15 protein-coding genes are annotated in these 14,466 nt (G+C 62.1%); 8 read left to right on the forward strand and 7 right to left on the reverse strand.

Annotated elements, in window-relative coordinates; genetic code table 11:
- On the forward strand, positions 1-1,158 hold the full coding sequence (locus ACI2JX_RS11350; RefSeq protein WP_368972822.1) for a phosphatidylserine/phosphatidylglycerophosphate/cardiolipin synthase family protein: 1,158 nt from the start codon (positions 1-3) through the stop codon (positions 1,156-1,158).
- A gap of 139 nt (positions 1,159-1,297) precedes the next feature.
- Complete coding sequence (locus ACI2JX_RS11355; protein ID WP_404690094.1) at positions 1,298-1,876, forward strand: DJ-1/PfpI family protein; 579 nt, start codon at positions 1,298-1,300, stop codon at positions 1,874-1,876.
- Between the two features lie 71 nt (positions 1,877-1,947).
- Here ACI2JX_RS11355 and ACI2JX_RS11360 read toward each other — a convergent pair whose 3' ends face one another.
- Positions 1,948-3,471 (reverse strand): fumarate hydratase, encoded by a 1,524-nt coding sequence (locus ACI2JX_RS11360; RefSeq protein WP_264236538.1) that lies wholly within the window; start codon positions 3,469-3,471, stop codon positions 1,948-1,950.
- Positions 3,472-3,721: 250 nt separating this feature from the next.
- On the opposite strand from ACI2JX_RS11360, the gene ACI2JX_RS11365 reads away from it, so the two are divergent.
- Positions 3,722-4,642, forward strand: a complete 921-nt coding sequence (locus tag ACI2JX_RS11365; protein WP_404690095.1) for an iron-sulfur-binding ferredoxin reductase — start codon at positions 3,722-3,724, stop codon at positions 4,640-4,642.
- 137 nt (positions 4,643-4,779) lie between these two features.
- Here ACI2JX_RS11365 and pyk read toward each other — a convergent pair whose 3' ends face one another.
- Positions 4,780-6,234: a pyruvate kinase gene (gene pyk, locus ACI2JX_RS11370; protein WP_186553926.1), complete on the reverse strand. Its 1,455-nt coding sequence runs from the start codon at positions 6,232-6,234 to the stop codon at positions 4,780-4,782.
- Positions 6,235-6,414: 180 nt separating this feature from the next.
- On the opposite strand from pyk, the gene ACI2JX_RS11375 reads away from it, so the two are divergent.
- From ACI2JX_RS11375 to sbcB, 3 genes are all read left to right on the forward strand, one after another.
- Positions 6,415-6,801, forward strand: coding sequence for a tetratricopeptide repeat protein (locus ACI2JX_RS11375; protein ID WP_264236540.1), 387 nt, complete (start codon positions 6,415-6,417; stop codon positions 6,799-6,801).
- 122 nt (positions 6,802-6,923) lie between these two features.
- Positions 6,924-7,283 (forward strand): PilZ domain-containing protein, encoded by a 360-nt coding sequence (locus tag ACI2JX_RS11380; RefSeq protein WP_264236541.1) that lies wholly within the window; start codon positions 6,924-6,926, stop codon positions 7,281-7,283.
- A gap of 90 nt (positions 7,284-7,373) precedes the next feature.
- The gene (gene sbcB, locus ACI2JX_RS11385) at positions 7,374-8,804 is read left to right on the forward strand and encodes an exodeoxyribonuclease I (RefSeq protein ID WP_404690096.1); all 1,431 of its coding nucleotides are present in this window, start codon (positions 7,374-7,376) and stop codon (positions 8,802-8,804) included.
- 65 nt (positions 8,805-8,869) lie between these two features.
- On the opposite strand, the gene mvaT is transcribed toward sbcB, so the two are convergent.
- Positions 8,870-9,247 (reverse strand): histone-like nucleoid-structuring protein MvaT, encoded by a 378-nt coding sequence (mvaT, locus tag ACI2JX_RS11390; RefSeq protein WP_186553930.1) that lies wholly within the window; start codon positions 9,245-9,247, stop codon positions 8,870-8,872.
- 300 nt (positions 9,248-9,547) lie between these two features.
- On the opposite strand from mvaT, the gene purU reads away from it, so the two are divergent.
- Both purU and ACI2JX_RS11400 read left to right on the forward strand, forming a co-directional pair.
- Positions 9,548-10,399, forward strand: a complete 852-nt coding sequence (purU, locus tag ACI2JX_RS11395; RefSeq protein WP_186553931.1) for a formyltetrahydrofolate deformylase — start codon at positions 9,548-9,550, stop codon at positions 10,397-10,399.
- A gap of 16 nt (positions 10,400-10,415) precedes the next feature.
- The gene (locus tag ACI2JX_RS11400) at positions 10,416-10,652 is read left to right on the forward strand and encodes a hypothetical protein (protein WP_372353339.1); all 237 of its coding nucleotides are present in this window, start codon (positions 10,416-10,418) and stop codon (positions 10,650-10,652) included.
- Here the strand turns inward: ACI2JX_RS11400 and ACI2JX_RS11405 are convergent.
- The 4 genes from ACI2JX_RS11405 to ACI2JX_RS11420 form a co-directional block, all read right to left on the reverse strand.
- A complete protein-coding gene (locus ACI2JX_RS11405) occupies positions 10,555-11,550 on the reverse strand; it encodes a lysylphosphatidylglycerol synthase transmembrane domain-containing protein (RefSeq protein WP_368972825.1) in 996 nt (331 codons plus the stop codon). The two genes, ACI2JX_RS11400 and ACI2JX_RS11405, sit on opposite strands and share 98 nt — an antisense overlap.
- Entirely contained in the window at positions 11,547-12,314 is a 768-nt protein-coding gene (locus tag ACI2JX_RS11410) for a DUF2334 domain-containing protein (protein ID WP_404690097.1), read from the reverse strand. Before ACI2JX_RS11410 ends, ACI2JX_RS11405 begins: the two co-directional genes overlap by 4 nt.
- Positions 12,307-13,428 (reverse strand): glycosyltransferase family 1 protein, encoded by a 1,122-nt coding sequence (locus ACI2JX_RS11415; protein ID WP_264236546.1) that lies wholly within the window; start codon positions 13,426-13,428, stop codon positions 12,307-12,309. Before ACI2JX_RS11415 ends, ACI2JX_RS11410 begins: the two co-directional genes overlap by 8 nt.
- A gap of 238 nt (positions 13,429-13,666) precedes the next feature.
- Positions 13,667-14,431 (reverse strand): methyl-accepting chemotaxis protein, encoded by a 765-nt coding sequence (locus ACI2JX_RS11420; RefSeq protein ID WP_372353340.1) that lies wholly within the window; start codon positions 14,429-14,431, stop codon positions 13,667-13,669.
- Between the last annotated feature and the right edge of the window lie 35 nt (positions 14,432-14,466).

Raw genomic sequence — 14,466 nt, forward strand, 5'->3', positions numbered from 1 at the left:
ATGCCGGGGCCGGTCTTTCCCTGGCGCGATGGCAACCAGTTCGAACTGCTGATCGACGGCCCCGCGTTTTTTCCGCGCATGCTCACGGCGATCGTGCGCGCCCAGCACCAGGTTGACCTGGAGTTGTACCTGGTTGAGGCCGGTGCCTGTGCCGAGGCGGTAGTCGACGCGCTGGAGCAGGCAGCACGGCGAGGCGTGCGGGTGCGCTGCCTGTTCGATGACTATGGCTCATTGGCGTTTACCTCGGCACTGCGCGAGCGCTTGCTCAGCGCTGGGGTGCTGCTGCGCTGGTACAACCGGCTGAACTGGCGTCGCGGTTTTCGCAATCTTTATCGCGACCACCGCAAGCTACTGCTGGTCGATGAGCGCTGGGCGGTGGTGGGCGGGACCGGGGTCACCGATGAGTTCTGGACCCCGGACGCCGATGCCAGCGAATGGCACGAAGTGATGGTGCAGATGCAGGGGCCGATCGTCAGTGACTGGCAACTGTTGTTCGATCGCCAATGGCACGCCAACAACCGCCGCACGGCCTGGCGCCCGCCTGAGGGCTTCGGTCTGCCGCGCTTGCCGAAAGTGCCGGCGCAGGGTCAGGGCATGGGCCGGGTGGCCTACGCCGATGCCCGCCAGCACCGCGACATCCTCCATTCGCTGGTACGTGCGCTGAACAGCGGCCAGCGCCGGATCTGGCTGGCGACGCCGTATTTCCTGCCGACCTGGAGCGTGCGTCGCTCCCTGCGCCGGGCGGCGTCACGCGGGATCGATGTGCGTCTGCTGCTGACCGGCCCGCGCACCGATCACCCGTCGGTGCGCTATGCCGGTCATCGCTACTATCCGCGCTTGCTCCGCTCGGGGGTGCGCATCTTTGAGTATCAGCCGTGCTTTTTGCACCTGAAGATGGTGCTGATCGACGATTGGGTCAGCGTCGGCTCGTGCAACTTTGACCATTGGAACCTGCGCTTCAATCTGGAGGCCAATGTCGAGGCGCTCGACCCGCCCTTGACGGCGGCGGTGGCGGCCAGCTTCGAGCGGGATTTCCTCCTGAGCCAGGAGGTCGACCTGGATCACTGGAATGCGCGCCCGCTCTGGCGCCGGGTCAAGCAACGGGTGTGGGGATGGCTGGATCGGTTGGTGGTGTTGTTGCTCGATCGGCGCAGCTGAGCGCGGTTTTACCAGCTATCGTTGGCGTTCCTGCTGGCTTATTTAATGTGTCTGCACCAGCCTCTTCGCGGGGCCTGTGGGAGCGGGCTTGCCCCGCAATGAGGCCGGCACAGACACCCCAAACAGAGAGGTGCTTGCAATGACGGCAAAGAAAATTCTCATGCTGGTGGGCGACTACGTCGAGGATTACGAGGTAATGGTGCCGTTCCAGGCCCTGACCATGGTCGGCCATACCGTGCACGCAGTCTGCCCGGAAAAAATCGCCGGGCAGACCGTACGCACGGCGATCCATGACTTTGAAGGTGAGCAGACCTACAGCGAAAAACCTGGGCACAACTTTGCCCTGAACTTTGATTTCGTTCAGGTGCGAGCAGAAAGCTACGATGCCGTGGTGATCCCCGGTGGGCGTGCGCCTGAGTACCTGCGGCTGAATGAACAGGTGCTGGCTTTGGTCAAGGCGTTCGATCAGGCTAACAAACCGATTGCAGCGGTCTGTCACGGTGCCCAGCTTCTAGCTGCTGCCGGTGTGCTGGAGGGCCGGGAGTGCAGTGCCTATCCTGCCTGCGCGCCTGAGGTGAAATTGGCTGGCGGCACGTTCATCGATATCGCGGTGGATCAGGCCCATGTCGAGGGCAATCTGGTTACGGCGCCCGCCTGGCCGGCACATCCTGCTTGGTTGGCGGCGTTTCTCAAGGTGCTCGGGACCAGGATTTCCTGACTGGCCGGCAGATCGCGATCAAAAAAAAACCGCCCATGTAGGGCGGTTCTTCTATACCCAGCGAAGTGGAGTTACTTAACTTCTACCGCCAGGCTTTCAGCGATCTTGCTCTGCCACAGTGCGGGACCGGTGATGTGCACCGACTCACCGTTGCTGTCCACCGCGACGGTGACCGGCATGTCCTTGACCTCGAACTCGTAGATCGCTTCCATGCCCAGTTCGGCAAAGGCCAGCACTTGCGATTTACGGATCGCTTGAGCTACCAGGTAGGCAGCGCCGCCAACGGCCATCAAGTACACGGCCTTGTTGTCCTTGATCGCTTCGATCGCGGTCGGGCCGCGCTCGGACTTGCCGATCATGCCCAGCAGGCCAGTTTGCTCAAGGATCTGGCGAGTGAACTTGTCCATCCGCGTTGCGGTGGTCGGGCCGGCTGGGCCAACCACTTCGTCACCGACCGGATCGACTGGGCCGACGTAGTAGATGAAGCGGCCTTTCAGGTCGACCGGCAGCTCTTCGCCACGGTTGAGCATTTCGACCATGCGCTTGTGCGCCGCATCGCGGCCAGTGAGCATCTTGCCGTTGAGCAGGATGGTCTCGCCCGGCTTCCAGCTGGCGACTTCTTCTGGGGTGATGTTGTCCAGGTTGACCCGGCGGGCGCTTGGACCGGCTTCCCAGACGATTTCCGGGTAGGCGTCCAGCGACGGCGCTTCCAGCTCGGCAGGGCCAGAACCGTCGAGCACGAAGTGAGCGTGACGGGTGGCGGCGCAGTTAGGGATCATGCACACCGGCAACGAGGCGGCGTGGGTTGGGTAGTCCATGATCTTGACGTCGAGCACGGTGGTAAGGCCGCCCAGGCCCTGGGCGCCGATGCCCAGTTGGTTGACCTTGTCGAACAGCTCCAGGCGGATCTCTTCGATGCGGTTCTGTGGGCCACGGGCCTTGAGCTCATGGATGTCGATGGATTCCATCAACACTTCCTTGGCCATGACCGCGGCTTTCTCGGCGGTGCCGCCGATGCCGATGCCGAGCATCCCAGGCGGGCACCAGCCAGCGCCCATGGTCGGCACGGTCTTCAGGACCCAGTCGACGATCGAGTCGGATGGGTTGAGCATGGCCATTTTCGACTTGTTTTCCGAGCCGCCGCCTTTGGCTGCGACATCGACTTCGACCTTGTCGCCAGGGACGATCGAGTAGTGGATGACGGCCGGGGTGTTGTCCTTGGTGTTCTTGCGAGCACCGGCCGGGTCGGCCAGGATCGAGGCGCGCAGGACGTTTTCAGGCAGGTTGTAGGCGCGACGCACACCTTCGTTGATCATGTCGTCGACGCTCAGGGTGGCGCCGTCCCAACGCACGTCCATGCCGACGCGCACGAACACGGTGACGATACCGGTGTCCTGGCAGATCGGGCGGTGGCCTGTGGCGCACATGCGCGAGTTGATCAGGATCTGGGCGATCGAATCGCGCGCAGCAGGCGACTCTTCACGCAGGTAGGCCTCGTGCATCGCCTGGATGAAGTCGACGGGGTGGTAGTACGAGATGAATTGCAGGGCGTCGGCAACGCTCTGAATCAGGTCGTCTTGCTTGATCACGGTCATGCAGCGCGCTCCTCTTAAAGACGGGAACATTCGTAAAGGCTTTCCGACGCTGCACACCTGCGCGTCGAAACGCCTGGCAAGGCGTCGGCAGGTCAGGCCGACGCAAAAAAGGCGCGGCAGTATAGCGCGCATCGGTGGGCGAAACACCTGCGGGTGGTCTGGACCATGGTCGGCAAGCGACGGGCACCCTTTTTGCTGGCGCTGCCCGCTTGCCTTAGAGTGGCGCTGTAGACCCGGAGAAATGATGACCATGGCTGAACTCAGTGTCGGCGAGCGCCGCTGGACGGTGCCTTCTGGCAGCAACCTGCTCGATGCCTTGAACGAGGCGGGGTTGAATGTGCCCTACAGCTGCCGCGCCGGCAGTTGTCACGCTTGCCTGGTGCATTGCCTGGAGGGGCAACCGGCGGATGCCTTGCCCGAAGCCCTGGCACTGGAAAAACATGCACAGGGTTGGCGCCTGGCCTGCCAGTGCCGAGTAGTGGGCTACTTGCGCGTGGCGGTGTTCGACCCGCTGCAGGATGGTATTCCCGCGCAGGTCTGCGCGATGGACTGGTTAGGTGATGTGTTGCGCTTGCGCCTGCGGCCCGAGCGGGTGCTGCGTTACCAGGCCGGCCAGCATGTGGTGCTGTGGAACGGTTCGGTCGCGCGGCCTTATTCGCTGGCAAGCCTGCCGGGTGAAGATGATTTTCTCGAGTTTCATATCGACTGCCAGCGGCCAGGGGCTTTTTGCGACAAGGCCCGTGGGCTGCAAGTGGGTAATGTGTTGCGCCTGGGCGAGCTCAGAGGCGGGGCGCTGCATTACGACCCCGATTGGCAGGCGCGACCGCTCTGGTTGCTGGCGGCGGGTACAGGGCTTGCGCCATTGTGGGGCATCCTGCGTGAGGCTTTGCGGCAGGGGCATCGGGGTGAAATCAGGGTGATGCATGTGGCGCGTGACCACGCAGGGCATTACCTTGCCGAGACGCTGGAGGCTATTGAAGGGGTGGCTGTCGAGCGGGTGCTGGCGCAGCAGCTGGATGAAGCACTGGCGGCATTGCGGCCGTCGTCACGGCAGACCGTGGCGCTGGTGTGCGGCTCGCCGGGGAGTGTGGAGCGGTTTGCGCGGCGGCTGTTTATTGCGGGGGTGCCGAGGAATCAGGTGTTTGCCGATGTGTTTGTCGAGCATGCCTGATTTTTTGCGGTGTTCATGCTGGCCTCTTCGCGGGGCAAGCCCGCTCCCACAGAAAACCTGCTGCCCTTGAGTTCAGTGGGCCTGTGGGAGCGGGCTGGTCCCGCGAAAGGGCCGCAGAGCGGCCCCTTCGAAGGCTATCAACCGACCAGCGGATCACCGACATGCAGGATCTTCATGCCGTTGGTGCCACCAATGGTGTGGTAGCTGTCGCCTTTGGTCAGGATGACCCAGTCACCTTGCTCGACCAGACCGCGCTTGAGCAGCTCATCGACCGCCGCTTGGCTGACCTTGTCGGCCGGCAGCGAAGCCGGGTCGAACGCGATCGGGTAGACGCCGCGGAACATCGACGCGCGCGCTTGGGTAGCGCGGTGCGGCGACAGGGCGAAGATCGGTACGTGCGAACGCAGGCGCGACATGATCAGCGGGGTGTAGCCACTTTCGGTAAGGGCGATGATCGCCTTGACGCCGGGGAAGTGGTTGGCGGTGTACATCGCGGCCAGCGCGATGCTTTCGTCGCAGCGCTCGAAGGTGGTGTGCAGGCGGTGGCTGGATTTCTGGTTGGTCGGGTGCTTCTCGGCACCCTGGCAGATCCGCGCCATGGCCTGGACCGCTTCGATCGGGTAAGCACCGGCGGCGCTTTCGGCCGAGAGCATGACCGCGTCGGTGTTGTCGAGCACGGCGTTGGCCACGTCGGACACTTCTGCGCGGGTCGGCATCGGGTTCTGGATCATCGACTCCATCATCTGGGTCGCGACGATCACTGCTTTGTTGTTGCGGCGGGCGTGCTGGATGATCTTCTTCTGGATACCGATCAGTTCGGCGTCGCCGATTTCCACACCCAGGTCACCCCGGGCGACCATGACGGCGTCGGAGGCGGCGATCAGGGCGTCGAGGGTCTCGTCGTCGGCTACGGCTTCGGCGCGCTCGATCTTGGCTACCAGCCAGGCGCTGCCGCCGGCTTCGTCACGCAGCTTGCGGGCGTATTCCATGTCCTTGGCATCGCGCGGGAAGGACACGGCCAGGTAGTCCAGGTCCATTTCTGCGGCCAGCTTGATGTCGGCCTTGTCTTTTTCGGTCAGGGCCGGTGCGGTCAGGCCGCCACCTTTGCGGTTGATGCCTTTGTGGTCCGACAGCGGGCCACCGACGATCACCACGCAGTGCAGGGCATCGGCAGTGGCGGTCTCGACGCGCATGACCACGCGGCCGTCATCGAGCAGCAGTTCGTCACCGACGCCGCAGTCCTTGACCAGGTCGGGATAGTCGATACCGACGATGTCCTGGTTGCCTTCGGTCAGCGGGTGGACGGTGGAGAAGGTGAAGGTGTCACCGATCTTCAGTTCAATGCGCTTGTTGCTGAACTTGGCGATGCGGATCTTCGGACCCTGCAGGTCGCCCAGCAGTGCGACATGGCGACCATTCTTGGCAGCGATCTCGCGGATCAGGCGAGCGCGGGCCTTGTGCTCGTCCGGAGTGCCGTGGGAGAAGTTCAGGCGTGCCACGTCCAGGCCGGCCAGGATCAATTGCTCGATCACTTCCGGCGAGTTGCTGGCGGGGCCAAGGGTGGCGACGATTTTGGTACGGCGGATGGTCATGCACAGACTCCTATAGTGAAGCGCAGCGAAAGGCTACTCCTCAATTGCGCTGTAGTCATTGTTCCGTTGCACTACCTTGCATCCTGCACGGGTGGCATTTGAACGGTGGGGCATCCTTGCAAATGCCTGTGAAGATTTACCGTATCTGGCCGATACACTGCCTAGCAAAGGAGATTCCCCATGCGAGCCCTGATCGTTTTAGCTGTCGCGGCCAGTGTCGTCGGCTGCACCCGGTGGTCGATGGACCATCATCTGAACAATGCCTACCGTGCCTATGATCGCGGCGACTGCCAGCGGGTCATGCTGGAGCTGTCCCAGGTCGATCGCACCAGTCGCGCCCGGCCGTTCATCCACCCGGAAGTATCGCTGCTGCGGGGGCAGTGCCTTGAGCGGCAAAAGCTCTACGTCGATGCTGCCCAGACCTATGAATACCTGATCCAGCGTTACCCACAAAACGAGTACGCCTACCGTGCCCGTGCACGCTTGCAGACCCTTGAAAAGCTGGGGCATTACCGCATTGGCGAGGCGGCGGTGGCCAACCCGGTCAGGACTAGCCCTTGGCGTTAACACCAATGTGTCCTTGATTTCACGAGATTTGCACTGCGTGCTGGGCTAATCTGTCTCTTAGATGTAACAGCAACCGCCAGTACCTCGTATTCCTGGCCCGGGTACGGACAACCATTGCGATCATGTTCATTCAGCGCCACATCCAACGTCACCAGCTGCCCTGTGTGCTCAAGGTGTACAACCGCTTTACCGATCAAGAGATCGGCTACCTGGGCAATGCCTCGGAAGACGGACTGATGTTGATCAGCTCTTTACCGGTCTTGGTCGGGCCGGACTTCGAATTGCAGCTGCGGGTACCGTTGGCGGGCGGTGGGCATCAGTTCATCAATCTCACCGCCAGTTGCCTGTGGTGCCGTGAAGACCAGACGCCAGGGCATTACGACTCGGGCTTCATGCTGTTGCAGGCGCCGCGCGAGTACGACGACTTCGTGCATTCTCTTCGTGACTTCTTCAGTTTTCGCCCTGCCAACGCCTCGGCCTGAGGCCTGTGGACACATCGTGCCAGGATTGGGGATTCGATTTAGCGGCGTCGGCCGCTAGACTCACGGTCGACCTAGCTACAGGAAGACCCCGTGACCTCCAGCATCTTCTGGCACGACTACGAAACCACCGGAATCAATCCGCGCTGCGACCGCCCGTTGCAGATGGCGGGTGTGCGCACTGATTTTGAACTCAACGAAATCGACGCGCCGGTCAACCTCTATTGCCGCCCCTCGGACGATATCCTGCCGCACCCGGCGGCGTGCCTGGTCACCGGTATCACCCCGGCGGAACTGGCCAGCAAAGGGCTGTGCGAAGCGGAGTTCATGACCCGCGTGCATGAGCAGCTGGTGCGCCCGGGCACCTGCGGCGCGGGCTACAACACCTTGCGTTTCGATGACGAGGTCACCCGCTATAGCCTCTACCGCAACTTTTTCGACCCCTATGCCCGTGAATGGCAGGGCGGCAACAGCCGCTGGGATCTGATCGACATCGTGCGCACCGCCTATGCCCTGCGCCCTGAAGGGATTGTCTGGCCGCAGCAGGACGGTCGCACCAGCTTGCGCCTGGAATTGCTCAGCAAGGCCAATGGCATCGATCACGGCCATGCGCACGAGGCGCTTTCCGACGTGCGGGCAACCATTGCGTTGGCGCGACTGATCCGTGACAAACAGCCCAAGCTGTATGACTGGCTGTTTGCGTTGCGCAGCAAGCACAAAGTCATGGAGCACATTCGCCTGTTGCAGCCGTTGGTGCATATCTCGGGGCGCTTTTCCGCCGAGCGCAATTATATTGGTGTGGTCTTGCCATTGGCCTGGCACCCGCGCAACCGCAATGCACTGATTGTGTGCGACCTGCACTTGGAAACCTTACCTTTAATACGGGAAAGCGCCGAAACATTACGTGAGCGGTTATACACCCGGCGCGATGATCTAAGCGCAGGGCAATTACCGGTGCCACTGAAGTTGGTGCATATCAATCGCTGCCCAGTACTGGCGCCATTGAAGGTGTTGCGACCGGTCGATCAAGCGCGGCTGGGTATCGACCTGGCAATGTTGCAATCGCGTGGTGACGCCTTGGCCAGTCAACAGAGCAGTTGGCACGATAAGCTCGAACACATTTACAGCGGGGAAGAATTCCCGCCGTGCGAAGATCCCGAACAACAGTTGTATGACGGCTTTATCGGTGAGCGCGATCGGCGCCTGTGCGAACAGGTGCGGGTGGTCGACCCAGCGCAACTGGGTCGTTCGCAGTGGATGTTCGATGACCCGCGGCTACCTGAGTTGTTGTTCCGCTACCGCGCGCGAAACTTCTTTGAAACATTGAATGAGCAGGAGCAGCAACGCTGGCTGCTATTTTGCCAGCAACGGTTGAGCGATCCGCGCTGGGGCGCGCCCAACACCCTGGGTGACTTCGAGCAGGCTTGCCAGAGCAGTTGGGCCACGGCCGACGAGGCGGGGCGCCGTGTGCTGGAGGCCTGGCAGGTGCATGTCCAACACTTGAAGACGCAGTTGCAGCTGTAATGTGATCGAGCAAATAAAAACGCCGGCATCAGCCGGCGTTTTTTGCAAAGCAGGTCGCGGACATATTAGTCCAGCAGGGTCGCCCAGCTTTCAACCACATCGCCACCCCATTTGGCTTTCCACTCTTTCAGGGTTTTGTGGTTGCCGCCTTTGGTTTCGATCACTTCACCATTGTGCGGGTTTTTGTATTGCTTGACCTTACGCGCACGCTTGGTGCTGGTGGTCTTGGCGGCGCCACGTGGGGCTTTGCTCAGTTTGGCTTCTGGGTCGAGCAGGGCAATTACGTCACGCAGCGACTTGGAGTATTCGCCCATCAGGGTGCGCAGCTTGCCTTCGAATTCCAGCTCTTTTTTCAGCTTGTCATCTTGCGACAGGTTGGCCAGGCGCGCTTGCAGTTCTTTGATGGCTTCTTCGGTAGCGCGGTATTCGTTGATCAGGGACATGGCGTGTTCCTTAATGCATGTTCAGAGAGACAGTGTGGGCCAATAATAGACAGGCGATACTCGCAAGTAAACAATTAATCAGGTAATAAACTGTAATCGGCTCGGCAATAACAAGATTCTTTGGTTAAGAAAAATTTACATATGATTTGCCGGTCTCATCAGAACCGATGTGCTTAAGCTCTAATTGTCGCAGCGGCAGCCGGAGGGTTGGCCCGGCCCGGGTAGGCGCCGATGATTACTGCGTTTTTCCTGGCAGCTCGTTAGAATATGCGCCTTTGCGAAGTTCTTGGAGTCTCCCTCATGCGCACCTATCGACTGGTGATTGCCTGCCCCGACCGTGTCGGCATCGTGGCGAAAGTCAGTAATTTCCTGGCCTTGTACAATGGCTGGATCAACGAAGCCAGCCACCACTCAGACGAGCAGAGCGGTTGGTTCTTCATGCGTCATGAGATCCGTGCCGAGTCGCTGCCATTCGGCATCGAGGCGTTCCGTGAAGCCTTTGCGCCAATCGCCGAAGAGTTTTCGATGATCTGGCGAGTGACTGACTCTGCGCAGAAAAAACGCGTGGTGCTGATGGCCAGCCGCGAGTCGCATTGCCTGGCGGACCTGTTGCACCGCTGGCACACCGATGAGTTGGATTGCGATATCCCCTGCGTGATTTCCAACCACAATGACCTGCGCAGCATGGTCGAGTGGCACGGTATTCCGTTCTTCCACGTTCCAGTCGATCCAAAGGATAAACAGCCGGCGTTCGCCGAAGTGTCGCGCCTGGTCGAAGAGCATGGCGCCGATGTGGTGGTGCTGGCGCGTTACATGCAAATCCTGCCGCCGCAGTTGTGCGAGCAGTTTGCTGAGCGGGTGATCAACATCCACCACAGCTTCCTGCCGTCCTTCGTCGGCGCAAAGCCTTATCACCAGGCGGCACTGCGTGGCGTCAAGCTGATCGGCGCGACTTGCCACTACGTTACCGAAGAGCTGGATGCCGGCCCGATCATCGAGCAGGACGTGGTTCGCGTTAACCATGCCGACAGCATCGAAGACATGGTCCGCTTCGGGCGTGACGTCGAGAAGATGGTGTTGGCGCGCGGCCTGCGTTATCACCTGGAAGACCGCGTCCTGGTGCATGGCAACAAGACCGTGGTGTTCGATTAAGGAAGAGGGCGGGCCGATGGCTGATCCACGCGACAAGGCCGGCGCCAAGGCGCCACCCACCTTGGGCGAAGGTTGCCTGGCCCGCTTCGACCCCGAGGCGCTAAGCGCCGAGGATGGCACCGAATTCCCCGGCGCCGCCGCCCTGTGGCGCCAGCTCAACCCGCCTGATGGCGCCGCCAGCGCTCCAGCAGCGGACGCGCCAGCAGGCAAACGAACACCGGGCCGCCCGCCAGCAGATAAAAGTAGTAGGTAACCGCGCGCCAGATCAGGATCGCGGCGGCCGCGGTCGAGCTGCCCACCAACGGCGTCAACAGGCTCGCCGAGGTCAGCTCGGCGGCACCTGCGCCACCTGGCAGCAGGCTGAACTGGCCGGCGCTGAGCGAGAGCATCTGCACCAGGAAGCTCGGTATCCACGACAGCTCCACGCCCAATCCGCGCAATACCAGGTACAGCACGCTGTAGCGCAGGCTCCAATGCACACAGGTCAGGCTGAACACCAGCGCCAAGGTCCGTTTGGGTAGCCGCCAGGTTTCGGCCAGGGCATGCACGAAATGCAGCACCTTGCGCGCCCAGCGCCGGCGTCGATGCACGGCCATGCCGAGTCGCCGCAAAAGCCGGCCATTGAAGCGCATGACGGCGCGCCGATAGCGCAGCAGGCCCACCACACACCCCAAGGCGATACACAGCATCAGCGCGCTGCCCAGCAGCATGCTTTCTTGACTGTGTCCCAGGCTGTGGAACAGCGCATAACCGGCGATGGCCAGCATGGCGCAGAAGAAGAACAGCAAATCGTTCAACTGATCCATGGCGAACACCGCGCCACTGCGCGCTGGGCCGATCCGTTCACGTGCCAGCAGGGCCATCAAGGTCAAGGGGCCGCCGCTGCCTGCGGGGGTGGTGCAGATGGCGAACTCGGTGGCCATGATTACCCCAAGGCTGCGCACCCGGCCTAATTGAGCGCCTTGCTGGCCGAGTAGCAGGCGCAGGCGCAGGGCATTGATAATCCAGCACAGCAGGATCATCCCCAGCAGCGTCAGCATCAGCCCAGGGGCGAAGGTTTTCAGTCTTGGCAGCAACTCGCTGCCCCCCAGCAGGGCTGGCACCAGCACGGCGAACAGCAGCGCCAGGGCCAACCAGCCGAGGCGATTCATGCTGCGATCTGGCGTTCGAGCCAGGCCGACTTGGTCAAGGGTTGGCGACCTTGCGCCATCAGCGTTTGCAGTGCGTTTAGCCAATAGTTTCGAGAGCTGGGGTGGCGCATGTCGACAGGATGCAGGCCCAGGCGCACGGTCGACGCTTCATGCCAACGTCGCCGCTGCCAGTCGCAAACCACCCGTGACAGGCCTCGGCGCCAGGCGCTGCGGGCGCTCCAGACCAATCCAGGGGCTTCGATCGCGGTGAACTCAGGCAAGCGGTACAGGTGCTGTGGTGTGCTGGTGTAGCGCAACGGCAACTGGCGCAGCGCCTGGCGCGTGCCTTCGCTCATCAACCAGGCCGGGGCAACGAAGCCTGCCACCGGCCAGCCCTGGTTATTGAACAGCTCAAGCCCAGCTTGCAGGCGTTGCATCGCCTGGGCTTGATCGAGCCCGTAGAACTCGCCTTCATGGGTGTAGATCCGGCGCATGAAATAGTCGCAGCTGCTGCGTGGCGGCGGGCCGTCATCGGCATGGTAATAGCCATGCAGGGCCAGCTCGTCACCTTGGCGCAAGCGTCGTTCGAGCAGTTGGCAGAAGCTGGGTGAACGGCTCAGGGGGTTGCGACGATGAAAGTCCGGGACCACCAGCCACGTCATGGGCACATCGCCCAGTTGGTCGACGGCCTCGACGAAGGGCTGGTAGTCGGGCCAGGTCTCGGGGGAAACATCGTGCAACACCAGCATCAGGCTGCGTGGGCTTGGATTGGCCGGTTCAGGCATGGGCGCGGACCTGTGGCTGGTGGCCGAGAACCGCCTGGTAGTGCTGCAGCAGGCCGTTGACCACGTTGTCCCAGGAATAATGCTGCTCGACATGCCGGCGCGCCTGCAGGCCCAGTTTGCGCACGCCGTCTTCGAAGACTTCGCGTACGGTCGCCGCCATTGCCAGGCTGTCGTTCGGCGCGCAGAGGCGGCCACATTGCTCGTTGACGATCTCGCTAAACGCGCCGGCACGCACTGCCACCACTGGGGTGGCGCTGGCCATGGCCTCAAGGATGACCAGACCGAAGGTTTCCTGGTCGCCGGCGTGCACCAGCAGGTCGGCGCTGGCGATCAGCCGGGCGACTTCCTGTGGGGCGCAGAACTGATTGATCACACTGACGTTGTCCGGCACGTTGGCCGGCATCCCTGAGCCCACCAGCAGCAGGTGATAGTGGCGGCCCAGCTGGCGCATGCAGTCGAGCAGGACCGGCAGGTTCTTCTCGCGCGACCCGCGCCCGGCGAACACCAACAGCCGGGTGGTGTCGGCGATGCCTAGTTCAGCGCGCAGGCGACTGTCGCGATGCTCGGGGTTGAAGGTCGTGAGGTCGACGCCCAGGCGCTGTACGTGCACCTCCTTGACGCCGAGCCTGCGCAGTTTGTCGGCCATTACCTGGCTTGGCGCCAGGACCCGGTCGAAGTTGCCGTAGAGCTTGCTGACGTAGGCTTCGACATTGGGCGTGAACCAGTTGCCCATGCGGTTGCCGACCAGCAGCGGCAGGTCGGAGTGGTAGAAGCCGATCACCGGCACTTCAAGCTTGCGCCGCGCTTCCAGCGCCGCCCAAGCGGTCAGATAGGGGTCGCCCACTTCAATCAAGTCGGGTTGCAGTTCGCGCAGTACGTTGCACCAGGGCGCCAGGCGGACCGGAAAGCGGTAGCCTTTGCCAAACGGCAGGGGCGGGGCGGGGACTTGGTACACGCCATCGGTATGGCTGGCGCTGGCGCCGGGGATCAACAGGCTGTGGCGTACGCCGGGCATGGCATCGAGGCGGCGGTGTTTGGCATCAAGATAGGTACGTACGCCGCCGCTGGCCGGGGCGTAGAACATGGTGATGTCAGCAATGTGCACGATCAGCATCCCTCCGGGATCGTCTTCGGGTCTGTCATCCGGCTGAAGCAGCCGGCGATGACGCGCCTAAAGGTTGACCTCTCAGAAGAATAGTTTGTTCGATCGAGGTTTGGAGGGAGGTGCTGGAAACAGAGTCGCCCGTTTCGCGGGCAGGCCCGCTTCCTATGTAGACTGCGCAGGCCGTGAAGCCGGTACGGTCCTTGTAGGAGCGGGCTTGCCCGCGAAACGGGCGAGGCGGTAGCTCAATTTAGATACGGAAACTGCCTACCAACTGCTTCAGTCGACCCGCCTGCTGCTCCAGGTCCGAACATGCCCGCAGGGTAGCCTGCAAGTTCTCCACGCCCTCCTGGTTGAGCATGTTGATCTCGCTGATGTCCATGTTGATCGACTCGACCACCGCCGTCTGCTCCTCGGTCGCCGTCGCCACCGACTGGTTCATGCCGTCGATTTCGCCAATGCGCACGGTGACGCTTTCCAAGCGCTCGCCGGCCTGGTTGGCGATCTGCATGCTGTCCTGGCTGTGACGCTGGCTCTGGCCCATGGTCTCGACCGATTCCCGCGCGCCGACTTGCAGCTCCTCGATCATGGTCTGTACCTGTTGCGCCGATTCCTGGGTGCGGTGGGCCAGGTTACGGACCTCATCGGCGACCACCGCGAAACCACGACCGGCCTCGCCAGCACGCGCCGCTTCGATCGCGGCGTTCAACGCCAGCAGGTTGGTCTGTTGCGAAATGCTGGTGATCACTTCCAGAATCTGGCCGATGTTGACCGTCTTGCTGTTGAGCGTCTCGATATGGGCGCTGGAGGTAACGATCAGGTCCGACAGACGATTCATCGCCTCGATGTTGCGATCCACGACCTGCTGGCCTTCTTCGGCGAGCAAGCGCGCGGAGCTGGCGTGTTGCGAGGCCTGGGCGGCGTTACCGGCAATCTCCTGAGCGGCGGCGCCGAGCTCGTTGATGGCCGCAGCGACGCTGTTGGTGCGGTTGGATTGCTCGTCGGAGTTGCTCATCGACGAGTTGGAGGCGCTGATCACCCGCAAGGCCA

This window comes from Pseudomonas sp. NPDC088890 (genome assembly GCF_044900155.1).
Classification (GTDB): Bacteria; Pseudomonadota; Gammaproteobacteria; order Pseudomonadales; family Pseudomonadaceae; genus Aquipseudomonas; species Aquipseudomonas urmiensis.

Excerpts from the sequence above, each read along its gene's own strand:
- ACI2JX_RS11350 (WP_368972822.1), top strand. The coding sequence starts at position 1 with ATGCCGGGGCCGGTCTTTCCCTGGCGCGATGGCAACCAGTTCGAACTG.
- ACI2JX_RS11355 (WP_404690094.1), top strand. The coding sequence starts at position 1,298 with ATGACGGCAAAGAAAATTCTCATGCTGGTGGGCGACTACGTCGAGGAT.
- ACI2JX_RS11360 (WP_264236538.1), bottom strand. The coding sequence starts at position 3,471 with ATGACCGTGATCAAGCAAGACGACCTGATTCAGAGCGTTGCCGACGCC.
- ACI2JX_RS11365 (WP_404690095.1), top strand. The coding sequence starts at position 3,722 with ATGGCTGAACTCAGTGTCGGCGAGCGCCGCTGGACGGTGCCTTCTGGC.
- pyk (WP_186553926.1), bottom strand. The coding sequence starts at position 6,234 with ATGACCATCCGCCGTACCAAAATCGTCGCCACCCTTGGCCCCGCCAGC.
- ACI2JX_RS11375 (WP_264236540.1), top strand. The coding sequence starts at position 6,415 with ATGCGAGCCCTGATCGTTTTAGCTGTCGCGGCCAGTGTCGTCGGCTGC.
- ACI2JX_RS11380 (WP_264236541.1), top strand. The coding sequence starts at position 6,924 with ATGTTCATTCAGCGCCACATCCAACGTCACCAGCTGCCCTGTGTGCTC.
- mvaT (WP_186553930.1), bottom strand. The coding sequence starts at position 9,247 with ATGTCCCTGATCAACGAATACCGCGCTACCGAAGAAGCCATCAAAGAA.
- purU (WP_186553931.1), top strand. The coding sequence starts at position 9,548 with ATGCGCACCTATCGACTGGTGATTGCCTGCCCCGACCGTGTCGGCATC.
- ACI2JX_RS11400 (WP_372353339.1), top strand. The coding sequence starts at position 10,416 with ATGGCTGATCCACGCGACAAGGCCGGCGCCAAGGCGCCACCCACCTTG.
- ACI2JX_RS11405 (WP_368972825.1), bottom strand. The coding sequence starts at position 11,550 with ATGAATCGCCTCGGCTGGTTGGCCCTGGCGCTGCTGTTCGCCGTGCTG.
- ACI2JX_RS11410 (WP_404690097.1), bottom strand. The coding sequence starts at position 12,314 with ATGCCTGAACCGGCCAATCCAAGCCCACGCAGCCTGATGCTGGTGTTG.
- ACI2JX_RS11415 (WP_264236546.1), bottom strand. The coding sequence starts at position 13,428 with ATGCTGATCGTGCACATTGCTGACATCACCATGTTCTACGCCCCGGCC.
- ACI2JX_RS11420 (WP_372353340.1), bottom strand. The coding sequence starts at position 14,431 with ATGAGCAACTCCGACGAGCAATCCAACCGCACCAACAGCGTCGCTGCG.